Below are 22,717 nucleotides of genomic sequence, written 5' to 3' on the forward strand. Positions count from 1 at the left end.
CGGCCAGGCCGCGCCGGCCGCGCCGGGCCACGCCTCGCCCGTCCGCCCGGCCCCGCCCAGGACCGGCCCCGGCACCAGGTCACGGCTCACGCCCAGGCAGCACCGGGCGGCCGCACGCAGGTCGTCCGCAGCGCGGGCCAGCAGGGCCGCGGCACGTCGGACGGACGCCGTCTCGACGGCCGACGAACCCCCGCCGCCGTACACCGTGACGGTGTCTCCCGGCAGGAGCGGATCGCCGCCCCGGGGCGGCCGCGGGTCGCCGCTCATCGCGCCCACCCGCCGTACGCCAGCCGCACCGCACCGTCCAGCAGCACGCGGTCCCGGGCCAGGGCGCGCGCCGCGTCGGCAACCGCCGCCCGGTACAGCTCGGCCGCACGCGCCCTCCACTCGACGTCACCGGCCGCCCGTACCCCGGCGGCCGCCCCGTCCACGAGGTCAACGGCCCGCGCGAGCGCCAGCAGCACGTCTTCCGCCACCGGCGCCGTGCTCGACGCGCACGACGGGTCGCTGCCGTTCATGGACGGGCTCTGTTCATCGGCGCTCGCACTCCCCTGGGTCGGCCGGTCACGTCTCCCTGTGACGCTAGACCGGCCCCGCAGGGCACGTCGGGTGGAGCGGAGCACCTGTGCACGGACGGGCGGAACTGTCGCCTGTGGTCGGGCTCGCACCCGCGGAACGCCGTCGGGAAGGGCGGTCACGCTGCCTCGCACCGAAGCTGCGCGCCCGCAGCGGACCGGTGCTGTGGACGACGAGGCCGCGGGAAGACCGGCCCATGGGAGAATGGAGCACGTGCCTGAGACCACCGCCCCTGCTGCCAGCCCTGCCGACTCCGCCGGCTCCGTCACCCGCGTCGCGCTCGCGGAGGTGAGCCCGGCCATCGCGCTCGGCCCGCTGGACGGCCGGTACCGCAAGGCGGTGGCCCCGCTCGTGGACCACCTGAGCGAGGCCGCGCTGAACCGCGAGCGCATCCACGTCGAGGTGGAGTGGCTCATCACGCTGTGCAACGGCGCGCCCGGCGTCGACGCCCCGGTGGTGCCCGGAGCGCCCGCGCTCTCGCAGCAGGAGATCGACTACCTGCGCGCGATCCCCGCGACGTTCGGCGCGGACGAGATCGCCGAGCTGGCCGAGATCGAGCGCGAGACCGTGCACGACGTCAAGGCCGTCGAGTACTTCATCAAGCGGCGGATCGCCGCGGCGCCCGAGGCGCTGGGCGAGACGAGCCTGCCCGCGGCCAGCGAGCTGGTGCACTTCGCCTGCACCAGCGAGGACATCAACAACCTGTCCTACGCCCTGATGGTGCGCGGTGCGGTGCGGGAGGTCTGGCTGCCGGCCGCGACCGCCGTCGTCGACCAGCTCGCGGGTATGGCACACGAGCACGCCGCCGCCCCCCTGCTCAGCCGCACGCACGGCCAGCCCGCCACGCCGTCGACCCTGGGCAAGGAGCTCGCGGTGCTGGCGCACCGCCTGCGGCGTCAGCTCCGGCGCGTCGAGGGAGCCGAGTTCCTGGGCAAGCTGAACGGCGCCACCGGCACCTACGGCGCGCACACGGTCGCTGTCCCCTCGACCGACTGGCCGGCGGTGTCGAAGGCGTTCGTCGAGGGTCTCGGGCTGGACTGGAACCCGCTGACCACGCAGATCGAGTCGCACGACTGGCAGGCCGAGGTCTACTCCGACGTCGCCCGCTTCAACCGGATCCTGCACAACCTCGCGACGGACGTGTGGACCTACATCTCGCTCGGGTTCTTCACGCAGATCCCGGTGGCGGGCGCCACGGGCTCGTCCACGATGCCGCACAAGGTGAACCCCATCCGGTTCGAGAATGCCGAGGCCAACCTCGAGATCTCGTGCTCGCTCCTGGACACCCTGTCGGCGACGCTCGTCACCAGCCGCCTGCAGCGCGACCTCACCGACTCCACGACGCAGCGGAACATCGGCCCCGCGTTCGGGCACAGCCTGCTCGCGATCGACAACGTGGCGCGCGGCCTGGACCGGCTCGCCGTGAACGAGACCCTGCTGCGCGAGGACCTCGACGCCAACTGGGAGGTGCTGGGCGAGCCCGTCCAGTCCGCGATGCGCGCGGCGTCCGTCGCGGGTGTGCCCGGCATGGAGAACCCGTACGAGCGCCTCAAGGACCTCACGCGCGGCCAGCGGGTGGACGGCGCGCGCATGCGCGAGTTCGTCGCGGGCCTCGGCCTGCCCGACGACGTCGCGGCTCGCCTCGCGGAGCTGACGCCCGCCACGTACACCGGCCTGGCCGAGCAGCTCGTCAAGGACTACCTGGACTGAGGCGGGGTGTGGCGCGGCGTGCAAAGGGTGATTTCTCCGGTCCTGTAACGCTTTCCATACGATGGACCGCATGAGCCGCCCCACCCCGCCGAGCACCGCCTACCTCGACCACCTGGTCGCCGAGACCGCCGGGCGGCGGGCCGTCCTGGCCGGCGCGGCCTCAGCGAGGGCCTCCTCCGGCGGGGCGGCCGGCGAGGGCACGGCCCGGCCCGACGGCGGTGCGCCCGCCCACTTGGTCGCCGCCGTCGAGCGGGCCGCGGACCGGCTCGAACCCGAGCTCGCGGAGATCGTCCGGCGGCTGCACGAGCACCCCGAGCCCGCCTTCGAGGAGCACCGCAGCGCCGCGACGCTGGTGGAGGTGCTCGCCCGGCACGGCGTCGAGGCGGAGCTGGGTGCCCACGGGGTGCCGACGGCGTTCCGGGCCGAGGTAGGCGACCCGGCCGGGCCGACCATCGCCATCTGCGCCGAGTACGACGCGCTGCCCGGCATCGGGCACGCCTGCGGCCACAACGTCATCGCGGCGTCCGGTGTGGGTGCGTTCCTCGCGCTGCACGAGGTCCTGACGTCGGGTGGTCCGGCCGGCTCCGCGTCCGGCGCGGTCCCGGCAGGCCGCGTCGTCCTGCTCGGCACGCCCGCGGAGGAGGGGCACTCCGGCAAGGAGGTCCTGGCCCGCAACGGGGCGCTGGAGGGCATCGACGCCGCGATCATGGTGCACCCGTACGGGCTCGACGTCGCCGACCAGGTCTGGCTCGGCCGCCGCCTGCTGACCTGGACCTTCACGGGGCGGCCGGCGCACGCCTCGGCCCAGCCGTACATGGGCCGCAACGCGCTGGACGCCGCGACCCTCGCCTACCAGGGCATCGGCCTGCTGCGGCAGCAGATGCCGCCCGTCGATCGCGTCCACGCCACGATCGCCGAGGGCGGCACGCGGCCCAGCATCATCACGGAGCGCGCGGTGGTCCACCTGTACGCGCGGTCCAAGTACCCCGACACCCTGCGCGACCTCTCGCGCCGCCTCGACGACATCGCCCGTGGCGCCGCCCTGATGACGGGCACCGAGGTGGAGATCACCTGGGACGACGGCGCACACCCGAGCCTTCCCGTGCGGACCAACGACACGCTGACCGAGCGCTGGGTCGCGGCGCAGCGCCGGCGCGGCCGCGACCCGCTGCCCGCGGGCGTGCTCTCGGAGACGCTCGCGGCGTCGACCGACTTCGGCAACGTCTCGTTCCGGATCCCGGGCATCCACCCGCTGGTGCGGGTCTCCGCCCCCGACGTCGCGCTGCACACGGCGGAGTTCGCGGCCGCCGCGGCGACCCCGGCGGCGGTCTCGGCCGCCGTCGACAGCGCCGCCGGGCTCGCGGCGACCGCCCTGGACTACCTGTACGACGCGGGGCTGCGCGCCGCCGTCCACGAGGAGTTCGCCGCGCAGGGCGGCGCGGTGGACGTGGTGCGCTACTTCGACTGACGGCCGCCGGCGGGCGGGCGTGTCGACGCGCCCGGCCGCGACCCGGCATCGGCCATGCATCTGCTGCCAGTTCCGGGGGCCACGTGGCAGCAGATGCATGGTCGCCGTCGTAACGGCCCGCACATCGGGGCGAAATCTCCGCTTCCTAGCGTCAGGGGCGCGCGGTGCCCGACCGCGCGCTCGACCGAAGGAGCGTGGACCCGTGACACCTCGCGGACAGCAAGACGGACGAACGGCAGCACAGACGCTGGTCGCGGCACTGGGCAGGCGCCGGTTCCTGCAGGCCGCGCTCGGTGTGGGGGCGGGCTCGGCACTGGCCGCCGGGTCGGCGGTGTCGGCGTCGGCCGCGACGTCGTCGGCATCGACGGGCGCGTCCGCCGCGCGGGGCGCGGGCGGGCGCGGCTCCGGGAAGTTCTCCGGGATCCTGCAGCCCGGCCGGGGCCGCATCCGGGGCGACGTCTACCTGAGCTCGGACACCGACGACGTCCTGTGGGGCTACGTCCCGTCGGTGCACGCCGACGCCGTGGCACGCGTGCGCTCGGGACGGACCATCACCATCGACTCCGTCTCCCACGAGGGCATCCTCGAGGACCAGGGCCGGGACCCGGTCGCGTACTTCGCCGAGCACGGTGTGCGACGCCGCGAGGTGCTTGACGACGCCGCCGCGATCGCCGCCGGGTACTCCCGGACGGCGCGGAACTTCGACGTCGACGGGCCGCACGTCGTGACCGGGCCCGTGCTCGTGGAGGGGGCCGAGCCGGGCGACGTGCTGAAGATCGAGACGCTCGAGGCCACGCCCCGCGTGCCGTACGGTGTGGTCTCGTCGCGCCACGGCAAGGGCTCGCTGGCCGCGACGGCCGCGGGAGCGCCCGCCGGGATCACGCTCGACGAGGTGATGCCGCCCGTCGCGACCGACGGCCGCGGCTCCGGCGTCCCGACCGAGTACGGCAACGTGTCCGTGTTCGCCGAGGTGGACGGTGACCACGCGACCATGGGCTCCGGCCGGGGACGGGTGCGGTTCCCGCTCCGGACCTTCTTCGGGATGATGGGCGTCGCCTACGCCGAGACGACCAATCTGACCGCGCCCGAGGCCAACTCGATCCCGCCGACGCTGGGCGGCGGCAACATCGACATCAGCCACCTCGGCGCCGGCTCCACCTTCTACCTGCCGGTCAGTGCCGAGGGCGCGCTCTTCTACGTCGGCGACCCGCACATGGCGATGGGCGACGGCGAGGTGGCGCTGACCGCCATGGAGGGCTCGCTGCGCGGGACGTTCCGGCTCACCGTCTGCAAGCCCGGTTCCGGGGACGCGCCGTCGGTCGCCTACTCGTACCCCTTTGCCGAGACCGCGGACGCCTGGATCCCGATCGGGCTGTCCGACCCGGACGGTTCGGCGGGTGGCCAGCTCAGCGACCTCGACGTCGCGATGCGCCGGGCCGTCGTGAACGCGCTGGACTTCTTGCAGCACGACCACGGCCTGGACCGGGCGGTCGCCTACGCCTATCTCTCTGCGGCGGCCGACTTCGCCGTCTCGCAGGTCGTCGACCGGACGGTGGGTGTGCACGGGCTGATCCGGAAGTCCGACCTGCGCTGAGCGTGCCGCGCGCCCGTGCTGTGCACCCGTGCCCGTGCGCGTGCGCGTGCCCGTGCCGTGCCCGAAAACAGCGGGCGCGGGCGCGGCGGGCGACCCTAGGGTCGAGCCATGACGATGCCGGAGACTGCCCCTGTCGACACCTGGCTCGCGGTCACGCGGGAGGACGGCGAGACCGTCGGTTACCTCGAACCGGTGACCGAGGACTATGCCGACGTGATCCCGCGCAACCGCCTCGGCCACGCCGTGGGTGACGTGTGCGACTACCACGCGGCCGAGGAGCTGGTGCTCGATCGCGGCCTCCGCGAGCTCGCGGAGCACTGGCTCCTCGACGGCGCGGGAGCCGAGCTCGCGATCAGCGAGCTCTCCCCCGCCGGCATCGTGCTGCGGGACGCCTTCCTGGCGAAGGCCCTGGTCCCGCTGGAGGCGGTGCACGTGCCCTGGCCGGACACGGCGGGCCGCCTCCGCCGCGTCAACGACTGAGTGCGGGATATTCGCCCTTTCCAGCCTTCCGGAAGGGCGAATATCCCGCACTCAGCGGTAGACGGTCAGGCCGTGCGGAGGAGCTCCGCGACCCGGACGGTGCGCTCGCGCGCCACCATGAGCGTGGTCACGACCAGACCCGCGGCGGCCCAGAGGACCATCGCGGCGATCGCCATGCCGATGCCGCCCGTGCCGGGCTCGACGAGCCGCACGAGGCCCACCTGGGCCGGGCCCACCGGGAGGAACCCGGCCAGACCCTCGAGCACGCCCGGCACCGTCGAGACCACACCCGTCGCGATGACGAGCACCGCGATCAGGAGGCTCACGCCCCGGCCGATGTGACCGAGCGACGCGGCGAACGCCTGGTTGACCGCGACGAACGCGACCGACACGAGCGCGCCGAAGCCCATCGCCGCGAGCCAGCCGCCGACGTCGAGGCCCTCGATGCCGGCCAGGATCGCACCCGTCGCGATGCCGGTGAACAGACCGATCGCGGCCGGGATCGCGAACGTCCCGAGCGTGAGCCGGAGCGCGCCGCGCGTGGAGCCGCGGGCGTGCAGCGGCACCGGCGGGAACACGATCATCAGCGCGAGCGCGCCGAGCCAGAGCGCCAGCACCGCGAACATCGGCCCGGTCGCGCCGGTGTTGAGGTCCGTGACCTCGCCGTCGGTCGCGACCGGGTCGGCCACGACGGAGGCCAGGGACTTGCGCTCCTGCTCCGTGTACGACGGGATCTCCTCGGTCGCCTGACCCAGGCCGTCGGAGAGGTCCGACGCGCCGCCGGCCAGCTCGCCGACACCGTCGGCCAGACCGTCGACGCCGGTCGCGAGCTGGGAGGTGCCGGTGCCCAGCTCGGTGACGCCGCCGGCCAGGCCATCCACACCCGTGGCGAGCTGGCTGGAACCCGCCGCCAGCTGGCCGGCACCGGTCGCGAGCTGCGACGCACCGGACGAGATGCCGCCGGCACCGGTGGAGAGCTCACGTGCTCCGGAGGACAGCGCGCTCACGCCGCCGGCCGCCTGGTCGGCACCTGCCGCCAGTTCGTCCAGGCCACCGGAGAGCTGGTGCGCACCACCGGCCAGCGCCGAGGCGCCACCCGAGACCTGGCCGCTGTAGCCAACGAGCTCGGCACTGCCGCCGGCCAGACCGGAGATCCCAGCGGTCAGCTCGTAGAGGCCCGTGGGCTTCTTGCCAGGTGTCCCTGCCAGACCGCTGATGCCGCCGGCGACCTGCTCTGCGCCCGCCTCGAGCTTCTTGAGCTCCGGCACCTGGTCGCACAGAGCGGTCAGGCGGGGGTCGAGCGAGGGAGCGGCACAGGCCAGCTCCATGCCGTCGACCAGGTCGGACACCCCGCCGGAGACGTCAGACGCACCCGAGGCGAGCTGGGTCGCCGCATCGGCCGGACCCGGTGTGCCGGAACTACCCTCAAGCTTCGCAGCCGTCTCGGCGAGACCGCCCGCAAGCTCCTTCGCTCCAGTGTCGACACCCGCCGCACCGGCGGCGAGCAGGTCCGCGTTGTCGGCCAGTTCGCCCGCGCCCACGGCGGACTGCCCCGCACCCGCGGCCAGCTGGTCCACGCCCGCTGCCGCCTGGTCCGCGCCCGCCGCCCACTGCTCGGCGCCCGAGGCCCACTGCCCTGCACCGCCGGCGAGGCTGGAGACGCCGTTGCCGACGCCAGCCACGCCGGCCGCGGTCTGGTGTGCGCCGTCCGCGAGCTGCTGCGCACCCTCACCGGCCTCGGTCGCGCCGTCGGCGAGCTCGCCCGCGCCGTCCGCGAGCTGCTGCGCGCCCTTGCCCGCCTCGGTGGCGCCGTCGGCGAGCTGGCCGGCGCCGTCGGCCGCCTTGCCCAGCTCCTCCGAGAGCGTGGAGAAGCCGACGAGCACGTTGTCCACGTACGTCTCCGTGAGGGTGCTGCCGAGCACGCTCGTGGCGGTCTGCGCGACCACCTGCGCGAGGGCGTCGTCGAGCACACGGCCGTCCGGGGCGGTGGCGACGTCGATGGTCGCCTGCTCCGCCTCCTCCGGGTCGTCACTGCTGAACGACGTCGCCGCCGCGGAGAAGCCCTCGGGGATGGTGATGACCGCCGCGTAGGTGCCGTCGGCCAGGCCGTCGGCCGCCGTCGCCGCGTCGGAGATCTCCCAGTCGTAGCTCGCGTCCGACGCCGGGATCGCCGCGGCCTCGCCCGTCTCGGCGTCGGCGGTCTCGCCGCCGCTCACCAGGCCGGCGGCGAGCTGACGGCCGAGCGGCACGGTCTGGCCTTCGATCTCCACCGGCTCGTCGAGGTTCACGATCGCGGCCTTGACGGTGTCGAGCCGGTCCTGCGGGTTCCACAGGGCCGAGATGAGCAGGCCCAGGATCATCAGGGGAAGGAGCGCCACTGCCACGGCGCGCCACGGGTTGCGGAAGGGCTCGGGCCGGAGCCACCTCGTCGCGGTCGTCATGCCCGCACCTCCTGCTCGGTCACGTCTGTGTTCTGGTCAAGGTGGGCGCCTGCCGTCGTTCTGTCGCCCGGGGTCACGTCGAGCACCTGCGCGCCGGTCGGTGCGAGGTCGGTCGCGGCGAAGCCGGTCGAGCCGAGCAGCACCGCGATGCCCACCTTCTGGGCGGCGGCGACGGCCTGGGCCAGCTCGGCGCGCGCCGCCAGGTCGCCCACCGTCTCGGTGGCGTCCACGACGAGCACCTTCGGCTTGTCGCCCAGCGCCCGCCGGACCGCCGCGGCGGGAGTCCCGCCCTCGGCGGACGCGTCGACCACCGCGACGCGGTGACGCACGGACGAGGCCCGCTCGGGCAGCACCAGACCCACGGTCTTCGCCACCCCGCCCGACACCTTGATCCGCCCGGCCACGGCCAGGAGGAAGGCGCTGACCGGCGCCGTCGCGTCACCGTGGACGAGCAGCGTGCCGCCTTCGGGCACCCGGACGCTCACCGGGCCGACGATCGTGCCGGCCGGGCCGTGCACCTCCAGGTCGCCGGCCGCGACCGCGTCGGTCGCCCCCGGCTCGGGCCAGTCCGCCAGCGACAGCTCGCGGGTCAGTCCCTCGCCCTCGACGTCAAACGAGGGCAGCACCTTGTCGAGCCACTTCGGCATGTACCAGGCCTTCTCGCCCAGCAGCGCGAGCACCGCGGGGACGAAGACCATGCGCACGACGAACGCGTCCACGGCCACGCCCACCGCGAGGCCCAACGCGATCGGCTTGAGGTTCATGTCGCCGTGCGGCACGAAGGCCACGAAGACCGCGATCATGATGATCGCCGCGGCGGTGACCACCTTGGCGGAACCCTGGAACCCGGTGGTGATCGCGTGCTTGGCGCTGCCGCCGTGCACGTAGTCCTCGCGCATGCGGGACACGAGGAACACCTCGTAGTCCATGGCGAGGCCGAACAGGATGCCCATGAGCACGATCGGCATGAAGCTGATGACCGGCCCTGTCCGTGTCACGTTGAGCGCCTCGGCGAGGACACCGTGCTCGAAGACGAGCGAGACCACGCCGAACGCCGCGCCCACCGAGAAGAGGTAGCCGATGGTCGCCTTGATCGGCACGGCGATCGACCGGAAGACCATCGTGAGCAGGATGAGCGACAGCCCCACGACGACGAGGGCGAAGGGCAGCAGCGCGTCACCGAGCTTGTCCGACACGTCGATGCCGACCGCGGTGAAGCCGGTGACCGACAGGTCCACGCCGTACTCGTCGAGGAAGTGGTCGTGCAGCGAGCGGATCTCGCGCACCAGGTCCTCGGTCTCGGCGGACGTCGGGCCGCCCTCGGGGACCACCTGGATGATGCCGGTGTCCGCGGTCTCGTTGGGCGTCGAGAGCGGCACGTCGGCCACGCCTGGCAGGTCCGCGATCTCGTCGCCGATCTGGTCCATGAGCGCCACCGGGTCGGTGCTGGTCACGATCGACCCGGTCACGATCAGCGGACCGTTGAACCCGTCGCCGAAGTGCTCGGAGACCAGGTCGTACGTGACGCGCGCCGGGTCCTCCTTGGCCATCACGCCCGCGTCCGGGAGCGCGAGGCGCAGGTCCAGCGCGGGGTAGCTCAGCGCGCCCATCGCGGCGATCACCAGCACCACGGTGAGCGCCGGGATCTTGGTCACCGCGCGCACCCAGCCGGTGAAGAACCGGTTCGGCTTCTGCTCGGGCAGCGTCACGACGGCGACGCGGGACCGGGTCGCCTCGGGGTCGTCGTCCGCCGCCGCGGCCGCCGCGGCCGCCCGGGCCGCCGCACGCCGCTCCTTGCGCGACGGCCGGGGCCGCAGCCGCTCCCCGGCGAAGCCGAGCAGCGCGGGCAGCAGGGTGAGCGACACCAGCACGGTGACACCCACGGTGACCGCCGCGGCGATACCCATGATGGTGAGGAACGGGATGCCCGCGACGCCCAGGCCGACCAGCGCGATCATCACGGTGAGGCCCGCGAACACGACGGCGGAGCCGGCCGTGGCGGTCGCCCGCGCGATCGACTCGTGCACCTCGAGGCCCTTGCCGAGCTGCTCCCGGTGCCGCGAGACGATGAACAGGGCGTAGTCGATGCCGACCGCCAGGCCCAGCATCACCGCCAGCATCGGGGTGGTCGAGTTGATCGGGCCGAGCACGGTCGCGGCGAACAGCAGGCCCATCGAGGCGCCGACGCCGAGCAGCGCGTTGAGCAGCGGGAGCCCCGCGGCCACGAGCGAGCCGAGGGTCAGCACGAGCACCACGAGCGCGACCAGCAGGCCGATGCCCTCGGTGAGCGTCATCTCGGGGAACTTGGACGAGAAGAGCTGGCCGCCGAGGTGCGCCTCGGCGCCGGCGGGCAGGGCCTGCGCCAGCGCGTCGGCCTCGACGCCCAGCGCGTCCTTGGTCTCGTCGGTGATCGAACCCTGGTCGCCGTCGAGCTGGATCGTCAGGAGGGTGGCGCGCTCGTCGTCGGAGACCGAGGCAGGCATCAGGTCGTCGTACGGCGACGTGACCACCTCGACCTGCGAGACGTCCTCGAGGTCCGCGACGCCGTCCTCGATGGCCGTGCGCATCGCGTCGTCGTTGATGGTCTCGCCCTCGGGCGCGACCACGATCACCTGTGCGGAAGCGCCGCTGACCTGCGGAAAGGTTGCAGCGAGGCGATCGAGCGCCTCCTGCGACTCGGTGCCGGGGATGGACACCTGGTTGTCGAGGCCCTGTTGCAGCAGGCCAGCCGCACCGCCCACGAGGACGAGTGCCACGACCCAGCCGGCCACGACGAGCCGACGGGCGCGGACGGCCCAGCGGCCGAGCGAGTAGAGAACGGAGGACACGCACACTCCTGGACGAGGCGGGGACCGATGTGGGGACGTTCGATGCACCACTGTATCCGATACAGGAGTGCATCGAATACACGGATGTATTGATAGACTGGCCGCTCGATACCCCGAGGAGCTGCTGTGACCACCGAGCCCGCCAGCGACGTCGGCTCAGGGTCGTCCGTCGAGCGTGCGTTCGCCACGGCCCTGACCCCGCGACGTGAACGAACCCGCGAACGCCTGCTCGACGCCGCCTTCGCGGTCTTCGCCCAGCACGGCATCCGCGGCGCGTCGATCGAGGCCGTCTGCGAGGCGGCGGGTTTCAGCCGTGGTGCCTTCTACTCGAACTTCTCCAGCAAGGAGGAGCTGTTCCTCGCGCTCGCCGAACGGGCGATGCGCCGAGAGCTCGTCGCGCTGGAGTCCGTCACCAGGAACATGGAGCCGGACGTCGTCCACTGCGGCGCCGTGAACCCCGACGCCATCGGCAGGATTCTCTCGGTGCTCGTCCCGGATGCCGGGGACGCCCGGCAGGGGGCGCTGATGCGTGCCGAGCTGGAGCTCCTCGCCATGCGCGACCCCACCGTCGGGCAGCCGTTCCTCGCACAGGAGCAGACCCTCCGCACCGAGCTGGGCGCCGCGATCGAGCGGATCCTCCAGGAATTCGGCCTGCGGTTCACGGTGGACCGGCGCACGGCGGTGGACCTGCTGCTCAGCGTGTACGAGTCGTCCGCGCGGGCCGCCGTCGTCGCCGACCCCACGCAGGAGGGCGGCGATGCCGCACCCGGCACCGCCGCCCTGAGCCAGCTCGTCAACCTCCTGGTCACGGCCGCCGACTGACCCGCTGCAGGCGAGCCGGCCGTGCGGCCGTCACCAGCTCGCGCTGCGCGCCAGCTCCAGCGCGATCTCCTACCACCACGCGCCGGCCGCCGGGCCGCCGTTGCACGCACCGTCCGACTCGCCGGGGAGCTTGACCCAGAGCAGCGCGTCGAGCGCCGTCGCGTCGTCGACGTAGACCCGCGCGCCGACGTCGGCCGGCGACGCCGCCGCGTACCGCAGATACCCGACGCGATCGCCCTGTCCGTCGCAGTCGCCGAGCTGGGGACCTGTCAGACGTACAGGTCACCGGGATGACCTGTACGTCTGACACGTCGGAGCAGGTCAGGCCAGCGCCTCGTCGACCAGCGTCCGGGCGGCGTCCTGCACCTCGGTGAGGTGGTCCGCGGACACGAACGACTCCGCGTAGATCTTGTACACGTCCTCGGTGCCGCTGGGCCGCGCGGCGAACCACGCGTCCCGCGTCGTGACCTTGAGCCCGCCCACCTTGGCGCCGTTGCCGGGCGCCTCGGTGAGCTTGGCCGTGATGGCCTGCCTCGCGAGCGTGGTGGACGAGACGTCCGACGGCGACAGCGCGCCGAGCCGGGCCTTCTGCTCCCGCGTGGCGGCGGCGTCGACGCGCGCGTACCAGCTCTGGCCGTACCGCTCGACCAGGTCGGCGTGGTGCTCGGAGGGAGACCTGCCGGTGGTCGCCAGGATCTCCGAGGCGAGCAGCGCGAGCAGCAGGCCGTCCTTGTCGGTGGACCAGACGCGGCCGTCCTTGCGCAGGAACGACGCGCCCGCCGACTCCTCCCCGCCGAAGCCGACCTCGCCCGAGAGCAGACCCGGGACGAACCACTTGAAGCCGACCGGCACCTCGACGAGGCGGCGGTCCAGCCCCTCTGCCACCCGGTCGATGAGCGCCGACGACACGAGCGTCTTGCCGATCGCCGCGTCGGCGGGCCAGCCGGGCCGCGCCCCGCCGTACAGGTACTCGATCGCCACGGCGAGGAAGTGGTTGGGGTTCATGAGGCCGTCGGCCGTGACGATGCCGTGCCGGTCGGAGTCCGCGTCGTTGCCGGTCGCGACGTCGAAGGGCGCCGGACCGTCGCCGCCGGTCATCCGCTGCACCAGCGACGCCATCGCGTACGGGGAGCTGCAGTCCATGCGGATCTTGCCGTCCCAGTCCAGCGTCATGAACGACCAGCGCGGGTCGACCTGCGGGTTGACGACGGTGAGATCGAGGTCGTACCGCTCGGCGATCGCGCCCCAGTACTCGACCGACGCCCCGCCCAGCGGGTCGGCGCCGATCCGCACCCCGGAGGTGCGGATGGCCTCCAGGTCGAGCACGTTGGCGAGGTCGTCCACGTACGTCGACAGGAAGTCGTGCCGGTGCGTGGTCTCGGCGGCGAGCGCCTGGTCGAGCTGCACCCGCTTCACCTGCCCGACGCCGGTGCGGAGGATCTCGTTCGCCCGGTCCGCGATCCACCCGGTCGCGTCGGAGTCGGCGGGTCCGCCGTGCGGCGGGTTGTACTTGAAGCCGCCGTCGCGCGGCGGGTTGTGCGACGGCGTCACCACGATGCCGTCCGCGAGGCCCAGACCCGGAGCGGCCAGGCCCGGGGTCCCCTCGGCGAACCGCGTCTGGTTGTGCAGCAGGATCGACTGGCTGACGGCAGGCGTCGGGGTCCACGAGTCGCGCGCGTCGACCATGACGTCGACGTCGGCCGCGGCGAGCACCTCCAGCGCCGTCCGCCACGCCGGGTAGGACAGCGCGTGCGTGTCCCGCCCGATGAACAGGGGCCCGTCCGTGCCCTGACCACGCCGGTACTCCACGATCGCCGCGGTGATCGCCACGATGTGGTCCTCGTTGAAGGCATGGTCGAGGCTCGACCCGCGGTGCCCGGACGTGCCGAAGGCGACCTGCTGGCCAGGGTCGCCCGGATCCGGGGAGAGGTCGTAGTAGGCCCCGACCACCCGGTCGACGTCGATCAGGTCGCTGGGCTGGGCGGGAGTTCCGGCACGCGCATCCATACGCCCGATACTGCCAGGTCCGGGCGGGTCCGTCGTCGCCCACGCCCGCGATCACCCCTGGGCCCCACGCCCGCCCCGTGTCCGCTCCCGGGAGACGACGGCCCCGCCGCCACGCCGCCGTCGTAGGCTGGCGACATGTTCCCGCCGATGCAGCCCGAGATCCCCTCGCTCCACCCCAGCGAGCTCGACCCGTCCGCCCCCGTCCCCGCCGGCTCCGTCCTGCTGGACGTGCGGGAGCAGGACGAGTGGGACGCCGGGCACGCCCCGGGCGCGGTGCACATCCCGCTGGGCGACCTGCCCGTGCGGTACGGCGAGCTCGACGCCGACGCGCCGATCCTGGTCATCTGCCACTCCGGCGGCCGGTCCGCGCGCGCCACGCAGTGGCTCAACGAGGCGGTCGGGTTCGAGGCGACCAACCTGGACGGCGGCATCGTCGCCTGGGCCGGCGCCGGCCTGCCGGTCGAGCGCTGACCGCCGCTCGGGGCTGAGGGCTACTCGCCGACGCGCGGCTGGCTCGGGTCGGTCTCGTTCCAGACCCGGTCCAGCGCGGTGACGGCGTAGGTGTACGTCCTGCCGCGCTCCGCCGAGGTGTCGAGCCACGACTGGACGCGCCCGCTCGCCGCGCGGAACGTGCCCACGAGGTTCGCGGGGTCGTTCGTGTCCACCACGTCGGCGGCGCCGTTCACGCGGTAGACGGCGAACGACGTCGCGCGCGCAGCCTTGTTGCCGATGTCGGCCAGATGGATCCGGACGCCGTCGCGCACCCGGCGGGCCTTGGTGAGCACCGGGGTGACCACCGGGTCCGCGGGCAGGTGCGGCATCGCCGGCACGAGCGCCGGGTGCTGGTAGTGGTCGGCGACCACCTTGGTCATCGCGCCCTGCGGGTCGGCCGGCACGTGCACGGCCGAGTAGTAGACGTTGCCGTGGATCGGCCCGACGTCGCGACTGACCTCCCGGCAGAGGTCGAGGTGGTTGGTGAGCTCGTCGGGGTCGGTGAAGACCCCGCTCGTCACCTTGTAGAGGGCCTCGCCCACGTAGAGCTGCGTGCCCGACTGCGCGGCGACCTCGGCCCACCACGGCACGAGCTTCGCGTAGTCGGCGACGGCCAGCCCGATCTGCCAGTAGATCTGCGGGTTGACGTAGTCGAGCCAGCCCTCGAGCACCCACTTGCGGGTGTCGGCGTAGAGGTCGTCGTACGACTCCTGCCCGCCGGTGTCCGAACCCAGCGGGTCGGTCGTGGAGTGGCGCCAGATCCCGAACGGGCTGATCCCGAACTTGACCCAGGGCTTGGTCTCCTTGATGCGGACGCTCATCGTCTCGACGAAGTGGTCGACGTTGTTCCGCCGCCAGTCCTCGATCGTGTCGAAGCCGGCGCCGTACAGCTCGTACGTGCCGATGTCGGGCAGCACGTGGCCGTCCACCGGATACGGGTAGAAGTAGTCGTCGAAGTGGACGCCGTCGACGTCGTAGTGCTCCACCGCGTGCAGGATCGACTGCTGGATGTGCTCCTGCGCCGCGGGGATGCCCGGGTCGAAGTAGAGGCGGCCGTTGTACTCCCACACCCAGTCGGCGTGCTGCCGCGCCGGGTGCTCGGGGACGAGCTGCGACAGGTCGGCCTCGATCGAGACGCGGTACGGGTTGAACCAGGCGTGCAGCTCGATGTTGCGCCGGTGCGCCTCCTCGACCATGAACGCGAGCGGGTCGTAGCCCGGGTCCTGCCCCTGCGTGCCCGTCAGGTACTTGGACCAGGGCTCGTACGGGCTGTCGTAGAACGCGTCGGCCGTGGGGCGCACCTGCACGAACACTGCGTTGAGCCGGTGCTCCTGGGCCACGTCGAGCCAGTGCAGGAACTCCGCCTTCTGGGTGTCCGCGTCGAGGCCGCTCGTCGACGGCCAGTCGATGTTGGCCACGGAGGCGATCCACATGGCGCGCAGCTCGCGCTTGAGGCCGAGGGCCGACGACGGCTCCGGCGTCGCGTTGCCCGTCATGGCCGGGGCGCCGAGCGCCGTGGCCGGGTCGAGGGCCGCGATCGTGACGCCGATCGCGGCGGCCGCCGTTCCCGTCGCCGCCATGGTGAGGAACTCACGGCGGCCGATCCCCGACATCACCCCCGCCTGCCGTTCCTGCTGGAGCGACACGGTGCGCGCATAGGCTGGCAGATCGGTCGCCTCACGGCGGGCGGGGTGCCTCACGTGCTTGACCTCCGGTGCTGGCTGCTGGGGGTTGGTGCCGTGGTGCTCGGTGATGTGGTTTTGCTAGGTTGGCCGGCGTCGATCGGTACACACGATCGACAGGCAGACTGCAGTGACGAACAATGCCACCGGGCGACGCCGTGGGGAAACTCTCGCACATGTCGCGTCAGATGTGAAGTTTGCACTGTGAGCGAGATTGTGAAACTTACTTTCACGCCTCCGCGGCCGGCGCACCCAGCAGGTCGTCGTACTCGGGCGAGTGTTTGCGCACGTAGGCCCGGATGTACGGGCACAGCGGCACGATCTTGTTCCCCGCCTCGCGCACCATGCCGAGTGCCGCCTGGGCGAGCCGGCCCGCCAGACCCTGGCCCGCGAACTCGTCGAAGACCTCGGTGTGCACGAAGTACACGACGCCCGGATCGGTCTCGTAGGCCGCGAACCCGGCAAGGGTGCCGTCGACGCGCACCTCGAACCGGGACTCGTCGGGGTTGTCGACCACTGTCACCTCGGGTTCGTCCGTCATGGGGCCCATCGTGCGGCACGTGCCCGCCGGTTGCCAGCCCCGTCCGGCCGGTCGCGCCGTGAGGCGGGTCACCAGGGAACGCGGGGCCGGTGTCAGTGGTCGGTGCGAGACTCGATCCGTGCCACAGACCGCCGCCTCACCCCGCTCCAACCCCTACACGGCGGTGCTCCGCACCCCGGGCGCGCTCAAGTTCTCCGCGGCCGGCGCGCTGGCCCGGCTCCCGATGTCGATGGTCGGCATCGGCGCCGTGCTCATGGTCCAGGGCCTGTACGGCAGCTACGCCATGGCGGGCCGCGTCGCGGCGGTGCTGGGCCTGGCTCAGGCGTTCCTCGCCCCGCAGATCGCGCGCTGGGTGGACCGGCGCGGTCAGCGAAAGGTGCTCCTGCCCGCTCTGCTCCTGTCCGTCGCCGGGCTGGGCGGCCTCGTCACCGCCGCCGTGCTCGGAGCCCCGGAATGGGTGTTGTGGCCGCTCGCCGCGATCGCCGGCGGGAGCCAGGGTTCGTACGGCTCCATGGTCCGGGCCCGCTGGAACGGGGTGCTGGACGACCCGCGCCGGCTGCACACCGCATACTCGCTGGAGTCGTCGGTCGACGAGCTGGTCTACATCGTCGGCCCGGTGCTGGCCACGACGCTCGCGACGGCGGTGGCCGCGCCGTCCGCCCTGGTGGTCGCCGGGATCGCGGCGCTGGTCGGCGGCCTGCTGTTCCTGGTGCAGCGGGCCACGGAGCCGGCCGTCGTGGCCGCCGACGCCGAGGTGCGGCACCGGCCGGTGGTCCTCGTGCCCGGCATGCCCGTGCTGGTGCTCGTCTTCGTGGCCATGGGCATGATCTTCGGCTCCATGGAGGTGGTCACGGTCGCGTTCGCGGAGGAGCAGGGCAGCAAGGGTGCCTCCGGCCTCGTGCTCGCGGTCTTCGCGCTGGGCTCCATGGTCGCGGGACTCGTCTACGGGGCCCGGCACTTCACGAGCCCGGCGGTCCGGCGGTTCGTGATCGGCATGGCAGCGCTCGGCCCGGGTGTGTCCCTCTTCCTGCTGGCGCACACGCTCTGGGCGCTGGCGGCCGCGATGTTCGTGGCCGGACTGGCCATCGCACCCACCGTGATCACCGGCAACGGCCTGGTGCAGGACATGGTCGGCAAGCACCAGCTCACCGAGGCCCTGACCTGGGTGGGCACGTCGATCGGCATCGGCGCGTCGCTCGGCGCGTCCGTCGCGGGGCTACGGGTGGACGACGCCGGGGCGGCCGCCGGCTTTCTGGTGCCCGTCGCCGCGGCCTGGTTCGCCACCCTCCTGACGCTGGCCGCGAGCCGCACGCTGCGGCGCCAGTCCGCGGCACGGGAGTAGCCGGCCGGCGCGTCGCCGAGGTCGCAGAAGTTCACCCCTTTTATCAGGATATGACATGTGATTCCTTGATAACTTGCGGGCGACTCCCAGAATCTTCACGAACGGACGCGCATGCTCGTCTTCATCGTCATCGGTCTCCTCGGACTCGCCCTAGCGCTCGCCTCACTGCTGCTCGGCGACTTCTTCGAGCTGGCCGACGGGGCCATCTCGGGCACGTCGCTCGGCGCGGGCGCCCTGCTCTTCGGCGCGACCGGCACGGTGATCCTGTCCAACGGGCTGCCCGTCTGGGTGGCCTACCCGGCGGGCCTCGTCGTCGCCGTGCTGGTGATCATCCTGGTCAACGTGCTGATCAAGCGCCTCAAGGCCGGCGAGGACGGCGGCCCGGTCTCCCTGGTCGGCGCGCAGGGCAGCGTGACCTCCGACGTCGACCGCGGTCACGGCGAGGTCTCCCTGGACGCCGCTACGGAGCTGGAGACGCGGCTCGCGTTCTCGGACGAGCCGATCGAGCAGGGCACCCGCGTCGTCGTCGTCGAGCAGCACGGTGCCCGCGTCAAGGTCGAGCCCGTGCGCTGAGGCGTGCCCCGGCGCCTCCCGTCCCCCGCCCCTCCCCCGAACGCACCCTCGGCCGGGACCGCTCGACGGCTCGGCCGGCACACCCCACCCCAGGAGCCGAAATGACCGGTCAACTCATAGGTGTCATCGCCGTCGCCGCGGGCGTCCTCGCGATCTTCCTCGTCCTCGCGTTCGTCGCGAGCCGCATCCGGCGGGTGCCGCCGAACGAGGCGCTGATCGTCGTGGGCCGCGGCGCGGGGAAGTCCGAGGCCCAGACGGCGAGCCAGCGGGTGGTCGTCGGTGGCCGGGCCTTCGTGTGGCCGGTGCTGCAGCAGGGCTTCTCGATCTCCCTCGAGCAGCGGCAGATCGGCATCACCGTCGAGGGCGTCGACAAGAACCGCATCAAGATCGCGATCAAGGCGTCGATCAACTTCAAGGTGCGCGGCGACGAGGAGGGTGTGCGGCGTGCCGCGCAGCGCTTCCTGTCCCAGCAGCACCTGCTGACCGAGATCATCAAGGAGTCCCTGGAGGGCTCGCTGCGGTCGATCGTCGGCGACATGACGATCGAGCAGATCATCTCGGACCGCAAGGGCCTGTCCGACCGCGTGGTGCAGTCGACCAAGACGGACCTCTCGGAGCAGGGCCTCCAGGTCGACCTGCTGAACATCTCCGACATCTCGACGCCGGGATCGGACTACCTCGCGAACCTCGGCCGTGCCGAGGCCGCCAACGCCCGCCAGCTCGCCGAGGTGTCCGAGGCCGAGGCGAACCGCGCGTCCGAGTTCGCGGTGATCGAGGCCGCCGAGCAGATCGCCGAGCGCCAGAAGGCGCTGGACCTCAAGAAGGCCGCCATCAAGGCGGAGACCGACAGGGCGAACGCCGAGGCGGAGGCCGCCGGCCAGCTCGCCCGGGCCGAGCAGGACCGGCTCGTGGCTCAGCAGGAGCGCGAGGCCATGGCCGAGAAGGCGCGCGTGGAGCAGGAGCGCCTGGACATCGAGGTCCGCAAGCCCGCGGAGGCCAAGGCGTACGCCGAGGTCCAGGGCGCGAACGCCCGCCGTGACGCCAACAACGCGGCCACCGAGGCCGAGGCGTTCAAGCGCACCACGATCGCCCAGGCGAACAAGACCGCGGCGCTGCAGGACGCCGAGGCGTCCGCCGAGTCGGTCCGCCGTGCCGGTGAGGCCGAGCGCGACCGGCAGGTCGCCCTCGCCGCCGGTATCGAGGCCGAGGGCCGGGCGCGCGCGGCCGCCGTCGAGGCCGAGGGTCTCGCGGAGGCGACGGCCACCGACGCCAAGGCCGAGGCCCTGCGCAAGTACGGCGAGGCCGCGCTGGTGCAGGAGCTCATCGAGCGCCTGCCGGACATCGTCCGCGCCGCCGCCGAGCCGATCGCGTCGATCCAGGGCATGACCGTGGTCTCGACCGACGGGGCCTCCGCGCTCACCAAGAACGTGGCTGCCGTGCTCGGCGAGGGCCAGGGCGTCATCAAGCAGCTCACCGGCGTGGACATCAACACGCTGATCTCGGGTCTGGCCGGTCCCACCAACGGCAACGGTGCGGGCTCCGCGGGCGGGGACGTCGCCGACAAGAACTGAGCCACCGGCCACGTGTCAGACCCTCAGGTCACCCGGGTGACCTGAGGGTCTGACACGTCAGGGCTCCGGGTGCCGCGCGTCGTACCGCCAGAACCGCGGCGTCAGGCGGACGATCACCCAGAGCAGCACCACGCAGGTGAGCCCGCCGGCCACGGCCGCCCAGCCCTCGCCGAACCAGGTCGCCTCGGCGCCGAGCACCATCTCCCCGAGACGCGGGCCCCCGGCCACCACCACGATGAACACACCCTGTAGCCGCCCGCGCATGTGGTCCGGGGTGGCGGTCTGCAGGATGCTCTGCCGGAACACGGACGAGATGCTGTCCGATCCGCCGGCGAACGCCAGCGCGATCCCGGCCGCCACCACGGCCCAGACGATCGTCCCGTCGGGTGACCCGCGGCCCACCAGCACCAGCACCAGCCCGAACGCGGCGATCGACAGACCCCACGCCGTGATGGCCCAGACGATGATCTGCCCCTGCTTGCGCAGGCGCGTCAGCCCGCCGGAGAACACGCTCGCCAGGATGCCGCCGACGGCAAAGGCCGCGGCGAGCACACCCGTCGTCGTCTCGCCGCCGCCCAGGTAGATGACGCCGGCGGCGGGCCACAGCACCCGCGGGAACGACAGCACCATGGCGCAGATGTCGACGAGGAACGTGGTGCGCACGTTGGGCTGGGTGGCGAGGTAGCGCAGGCCGTCCAGCACGGACCGCAGCCCGACGGCGCCCACCCGGCTGCGGCCGTTCCCGCTCCCGCCCTCGCCCACGCCCTCCGGCAGCACCGGCGGCAGCCGGAACACGGCCCAGAGCGCCGCCAGGAACAGCACCATGTCCAGCGTGTACGCCCAGGCGTAGCCGAGCTGTGCCACGAGCAGCGCGCCGATCAGCGGCCCGCCGGTCAGCGCGACGTTCATCGAGAGCGACGCCAGCGCGTTGGCCGCGGGCATGAGCTCCTTGGGCAGCAGCCGCGGGATGATCGCCGAGCGGGCGGGGTTGTTGATCGCGAACGCCGCGCTCTGCACCGCGACCAGGCCGTACAGCAGCTCCACGGACTCCAGGCCGAGCCAGGCCTGCGCGGCGATGCCCGCCACGACGAGCCACAGCACGGCCGAGGACACGAGCGACACCTTGCGCCGGTCGTAGTGATCCACCAGCGCCCCGCCGTACAGGCCCAGTGCCACCAGCGGGACGAGCGAGAACAGGCAGCACGCCCACGGCGAGGGTGGACCCGGTCAGGGCATAGACCTGCAGGCCCACCGCGACGATGGTCACCTGCGTGCCGATGTTCGAGATCGACAGGCCGAACCAGAGGCGCCGGTAGTCCGGCGACACCTTCAGGGGCGTGGTGTCGGCGAGCAGATGGCGCATGGTGCACCGATCGTATGCCCGGGCAACGCGGTCGGGTGGCGCTGTCCCCTATGACATACGCCGCACCCGCCGGGCCCGCACACGACCCCGGACATGACAGAGCGGGCGCCCAGGTCACCCCCCGATGCCCTGAGCTCCCGCTCTGTTCTGTCCGGTCCGTGGGCCGGGGCGCCCCCCAGCGGCGCCCCGACCTCACGAACCTCCCCGACCCGGACTGAGCCGGTCCTGCGTCACGAGCCCCTTGACAAGCTCATCGGCGGAACCGCATCCGGGCCGTTGTCGCCCGTCGCTCCGTGGTCACACCACGTAGCGACGGCGACGCATACGGAGCACCACGATGCCCAGCCCCAGAAGGAGCGAGACCAGCGCGAGCTGCCCCGTGATCATGGGGCCCGTCTGGGCAAGGGTTTCGCCGGGAACGTCCACCGGCACCACCTGCCCGTCGAGCCCGGTCGACGTGCCGATGAGGTAGCCCGCACCGGGGCCGCCCGACAGGATCGCCCCGCCGTTGGTCGTCGGCACGACGACCGCCTTGTCACCCCAGCTGATGTCGACGCCGGCCTGCTCTGCGTCGACGTCCTGGACCCGGTCGCCGGACGGCGCGGCGTCGGCCGCGTCGGCGTCGGCCGCGTCGGCGTCGGCCGCGTCGGCGTCGGCCGCGTCGGCGGATCCGGGCGCGGCCTGGCCGGGCGCACCGAAGGCGCCAGGAGCCGCGGTGCCGGACCGGTCACCAGTGGGGTGTGCGATCCCGGGGACGTGCGCCCCGGGAAGTTCTGTCTCGTGGCCGGGCCGCGAACCACCGGTCCCGAGCGTGTCGCGGCCGGGACCACCGGTCGCGGGCTCGCCGGGTCCGGGCTCGCCGGCACCCGGTTCGACGACGTCGGGGTCACCCGCGTCGGGGTCGAGGATGCCGGGATCGAGGATGCCCGGTCCGTCGGTGCCGGGATCGGTGCCCGGCTGATCCGTACCCGGCTCGTCGGTGCCCGGCTCGTCGGTGCCCGGCTCGTCGGTGCCCGGCTCGTCGGTGCCCGGCTGATCCGTGCCCGGCTCGTTCGGCTGGTCCGTGCCCGGCGTGCCAGGTTCGTCCGTACCGGGTTCTCCGGCACCGGGCGCCTCCGTGCCGGGTTCGTCGGTTCCTGGTTCGTCGGTACCAGGCTCGCCCGCACCAGGCTCGCCGGCACCAGGCTCGCCGCCGGGCACCTCGGTCTCGACAGGCAGGAGACCCTC

General features: G+C 72.9%; 16 protein-coding genes and 3 pseudogenes. 10 read left to right on the top strand and 9 right to left on the bottom strand.

Translation table 11 applies throughout. The features are described 5' to 3' along the window. The coding region (locus QRN56_RS00005; protein WP_285100413.1) for a hypothetical protein at positions 1–267 on the bottom strand (267 nt) is incomplete at its 3' end. Then, positions 264–518 (bottom strand): hypothetical protein, encoded by a 255-nt coding sequence (locus QRN56_RS00010; protein ID WP_285100414.1) that lies wholly within the window; start codon positions 516–518, stop codon positions 264–266. The genes QRN56_RS00005 and QRN56_RS00010, both read right to left, overlap by 4 nt. A gap of 271 nt (positions 519–789) precedes the next feature. On the opposite strand from QRN56_RS00010, the gene purB reads away from it, so the two are divergent. The 4 genes from purB (at position 790) to QRN56_RS00030 (ending at position 5,828) form a co-directional block, all read left to right on the top strand. Further along, positions 790–2,286: an adenylosuccinate lyase gene (gene purB, locus QRN56_RS00015; protein ID WP_285100415.1), complete on the top strand. Its 1,497-nt coding sequence runs from the start codon at positions 790–792 to the stop codon at positions 2,284–2,286. Positions 2,287–2,347: 61 nt separating this feature from the next. Next, positions 2,348–3,754 carry a M20 family metallopeptidase gene (locus QRN56_RS00020; protein WP_285100416.1) on the top strand — a complete coding sequence of 469 codons (1,407 nt, stop codon included), beginning with the start codon at positions 2,348–2,350 and terminating at the stop codon, positions 3,752–3,754. Positions 3,755–3,956: 202 nt separating this feature from the next. Continuing rightward, positions 3,957–5,348: an acetamidase/formamidase family protein gene (locus tag QRN56_RS00025; protein ID WP_285100417.1), complete on the top strand. Its 1,392-nt coding sequence runs from the start codon at positions 3,957–3,959 to the stop codon at positions 5,346–5,348. A 108-nt stretch (positions 5,349–5,456) separates the two neighbouring features. Continuing rightward, positions 5,457–5,828 (top strand): hypothetical protein, encoded by a 372-nt coding sequence (locus QRN56_RS00030; protein WP_285100418.1) that lies wholly within the window; start codon positions 5,457–5,459, stop codon positions 5,826–5,828. A gap of 65 nt (positions 5,829–5,893) precedes the next feature. On the opposite strand, the gene QRN56_RS00035 is transcribed toward QRN56_RS00030, so the two are convergent. Both QRN56_RS00035 and QRN56_RS00040 read right to left on the bottom strand, forming a co-directional pair. After that, a complete protein-coding gene (locus tag QRN56_RS00035; protein WP_285100419.1) occupies positions 5,894–8,269 on the bottom strand; it encodes a YhgE/Pip domain-containing protein in 2,376 nt (791 codons plus the stop codon). Further along, positions 8,266–11,097 carry an MMPL family transporter gene (locus QRN56_RS00040; protein ID WP_285100420.1) on the bottom strand — a complete coding sequence of 944 codons (2,832 nt, stop codon included), beginning with the start codon at positions 11,095–11,097 and terminating at the stop codon, positions 8,266–8,268. The genes QRN56_RS00035 and QRN56_RS00040 overlap by 4 nt, the downstream gene beginning before the upstream one ends. Positions 11,098–11,223: 126 nt before the next feature. Between QRN56_RS00040 and QRN56_RS00045 the strand changes: the two genes are divergently transcribed. Beyond that, positions 11,224–11,919, top strand: a complete 696-nt coding sequence (locus QRN56_RS00045) for a TetR/AcrR family transcriptional regulator (RefSeq protein WP_285100421.1) — start codon at positions 11,224–11,226, stop codon at positions 11,917–11,919. 69 nt (positions 11,920–11,988) lie between these two features. Here the strand turns inward: QRN56_RS00045 and QRN56_RS00050 are convergent. Both QRN56_RS00050 and pgm read right to left on the bottom strand, forming a co-directional pair. Beyond that, positions 11,989–12,180, bottom strand: a pseudogene (locus tag QRN56_RS00050) (hypothetical protein); the annotation flags it as partial. Between the two features lie 60 nt (positions 12,181–12,240). Continuing rightward, entirely contained in the window at positions 12,241–13,926 is a 1,686-nt protein-coding gene (gene pgm / locus QRN56_RS00055) for a phosphoglucomutase (alpha-D-glucose-1,6-bisphosphate-dependent) (RefSeq protein ID WP_285100423.1), read from the bottom strand. 135 nt (positions 13,927–14,061) lie between these two features. Here pgm and QRN56_RS00060 point away from each other — a divergent pair, with 135 nt between their 5' ends. Beyond that, entirely contained in the window at positions 14,062–14,397 is a 336-nt protein-coding gene (locus QRN56_RS00060) for a rhodanese-like domain-containing protein (protein WP_285100424.1), read from the top strand. 20 nt (positions 14,398–14,417) lie between these two features. Here the strand turns inward: QRN56_RS00060 and QRN56_RS00065 are convergent, their stop codons facing one another. Next, entirely contained in the window at positions 14,418–16,064 is a 1,647-nt protein-coding gene (locus QRN56_RS00065) for a glycoside hydrolase family 10-like protein (protein WP_285100425.1), read from the bottom strand. Between the two features lie 265 nt (positions 16,065–16,329). Further along, complete coding sequence (locus QRN56_RS00070; RefSeq protein ID WP_285100426.1) at positions 16,330–16,641, bottom strand: GNAT family N-acetyltransferase; 312 nt, start codon at positions 16,639–16,641, stop codon at positions 16,330–16,332. Positions 16,642–16,759: 118 nt separating this feature from the next. Between QRN56_RS00070 and QRN56_RS00075 the strand changes: the two genes are divergently transcribed. From QRN56_RS00075 to QRN56_RS00085, 3 genes are all read left to right on the top strand, one after another. Then, on the top strand, positions 16,760–17,983 hold the full coding sequence (locus tag QRN56_RS00075) for an MFS transporter (RefSeq protein ID WP_285100427.1): 1,224 nt from the start codon (positions 16,760–16,762) through the stop codon (positions 17,981–17,983). Between the two features lie 111 nt (positions 17,984–18,094). Continuing rightward, positions 18,095–18,556, top strand: a complete 462-nt coding sequence (locus QRN56_RS00080; protein ID WP_285100428.1) for an NfeD family protein — start codon at positions 18,095–18,097, stop codon at positions 18,554–18,556. A 101-nt stretch (positions 18,557–18,657) separates the two neighbouring features. Continuing rightward, the gene (locus QRN56_RS00085) at positions 18,658–20,127 is read left to right on the top strand and encodes a flotillin family protein (protein ID WP_285100429.1); all 1,470 of its coding nucleotides are present in this window, start codon (positions 18,658–18,660) and stop codon (positions 20,125–20,127) included. Between the two features lie 57 nt (positions 20,128–20,184). On the opposite strand, the pseudogene QRN56_RS00090 reads toward QRN56_RS00085, so the two are convergent. After that, positions 20,185–21,490, bottom strand: a pseudogene (locus QRN56_RS00090) (MFS transporter). A 93-nt stretch (positions 21,491–21,583) separates the two neighbouring features. On the opposite strand from QRN56_RS00090, the pseudogene QRN56_RS27605 reads away from it, so the two are divergent. After that, positions 21,584–22,492, top strand: a pseudogene (locus tag QRN56_RS27605) (hypothetical protein); the annotation flags it as partial. Positions 22,493–22,717 lie beyond the last annotated feature (225 nt).

It is taken from the genome of Promicromonospora sp. MEB111 (assembly GCF_030209445.1).
Lineage (GTDB): Bacteria > Actinomycetota > Actinomycetes > Actinomycetales > Cellulomonadaceae > Promicromonospora.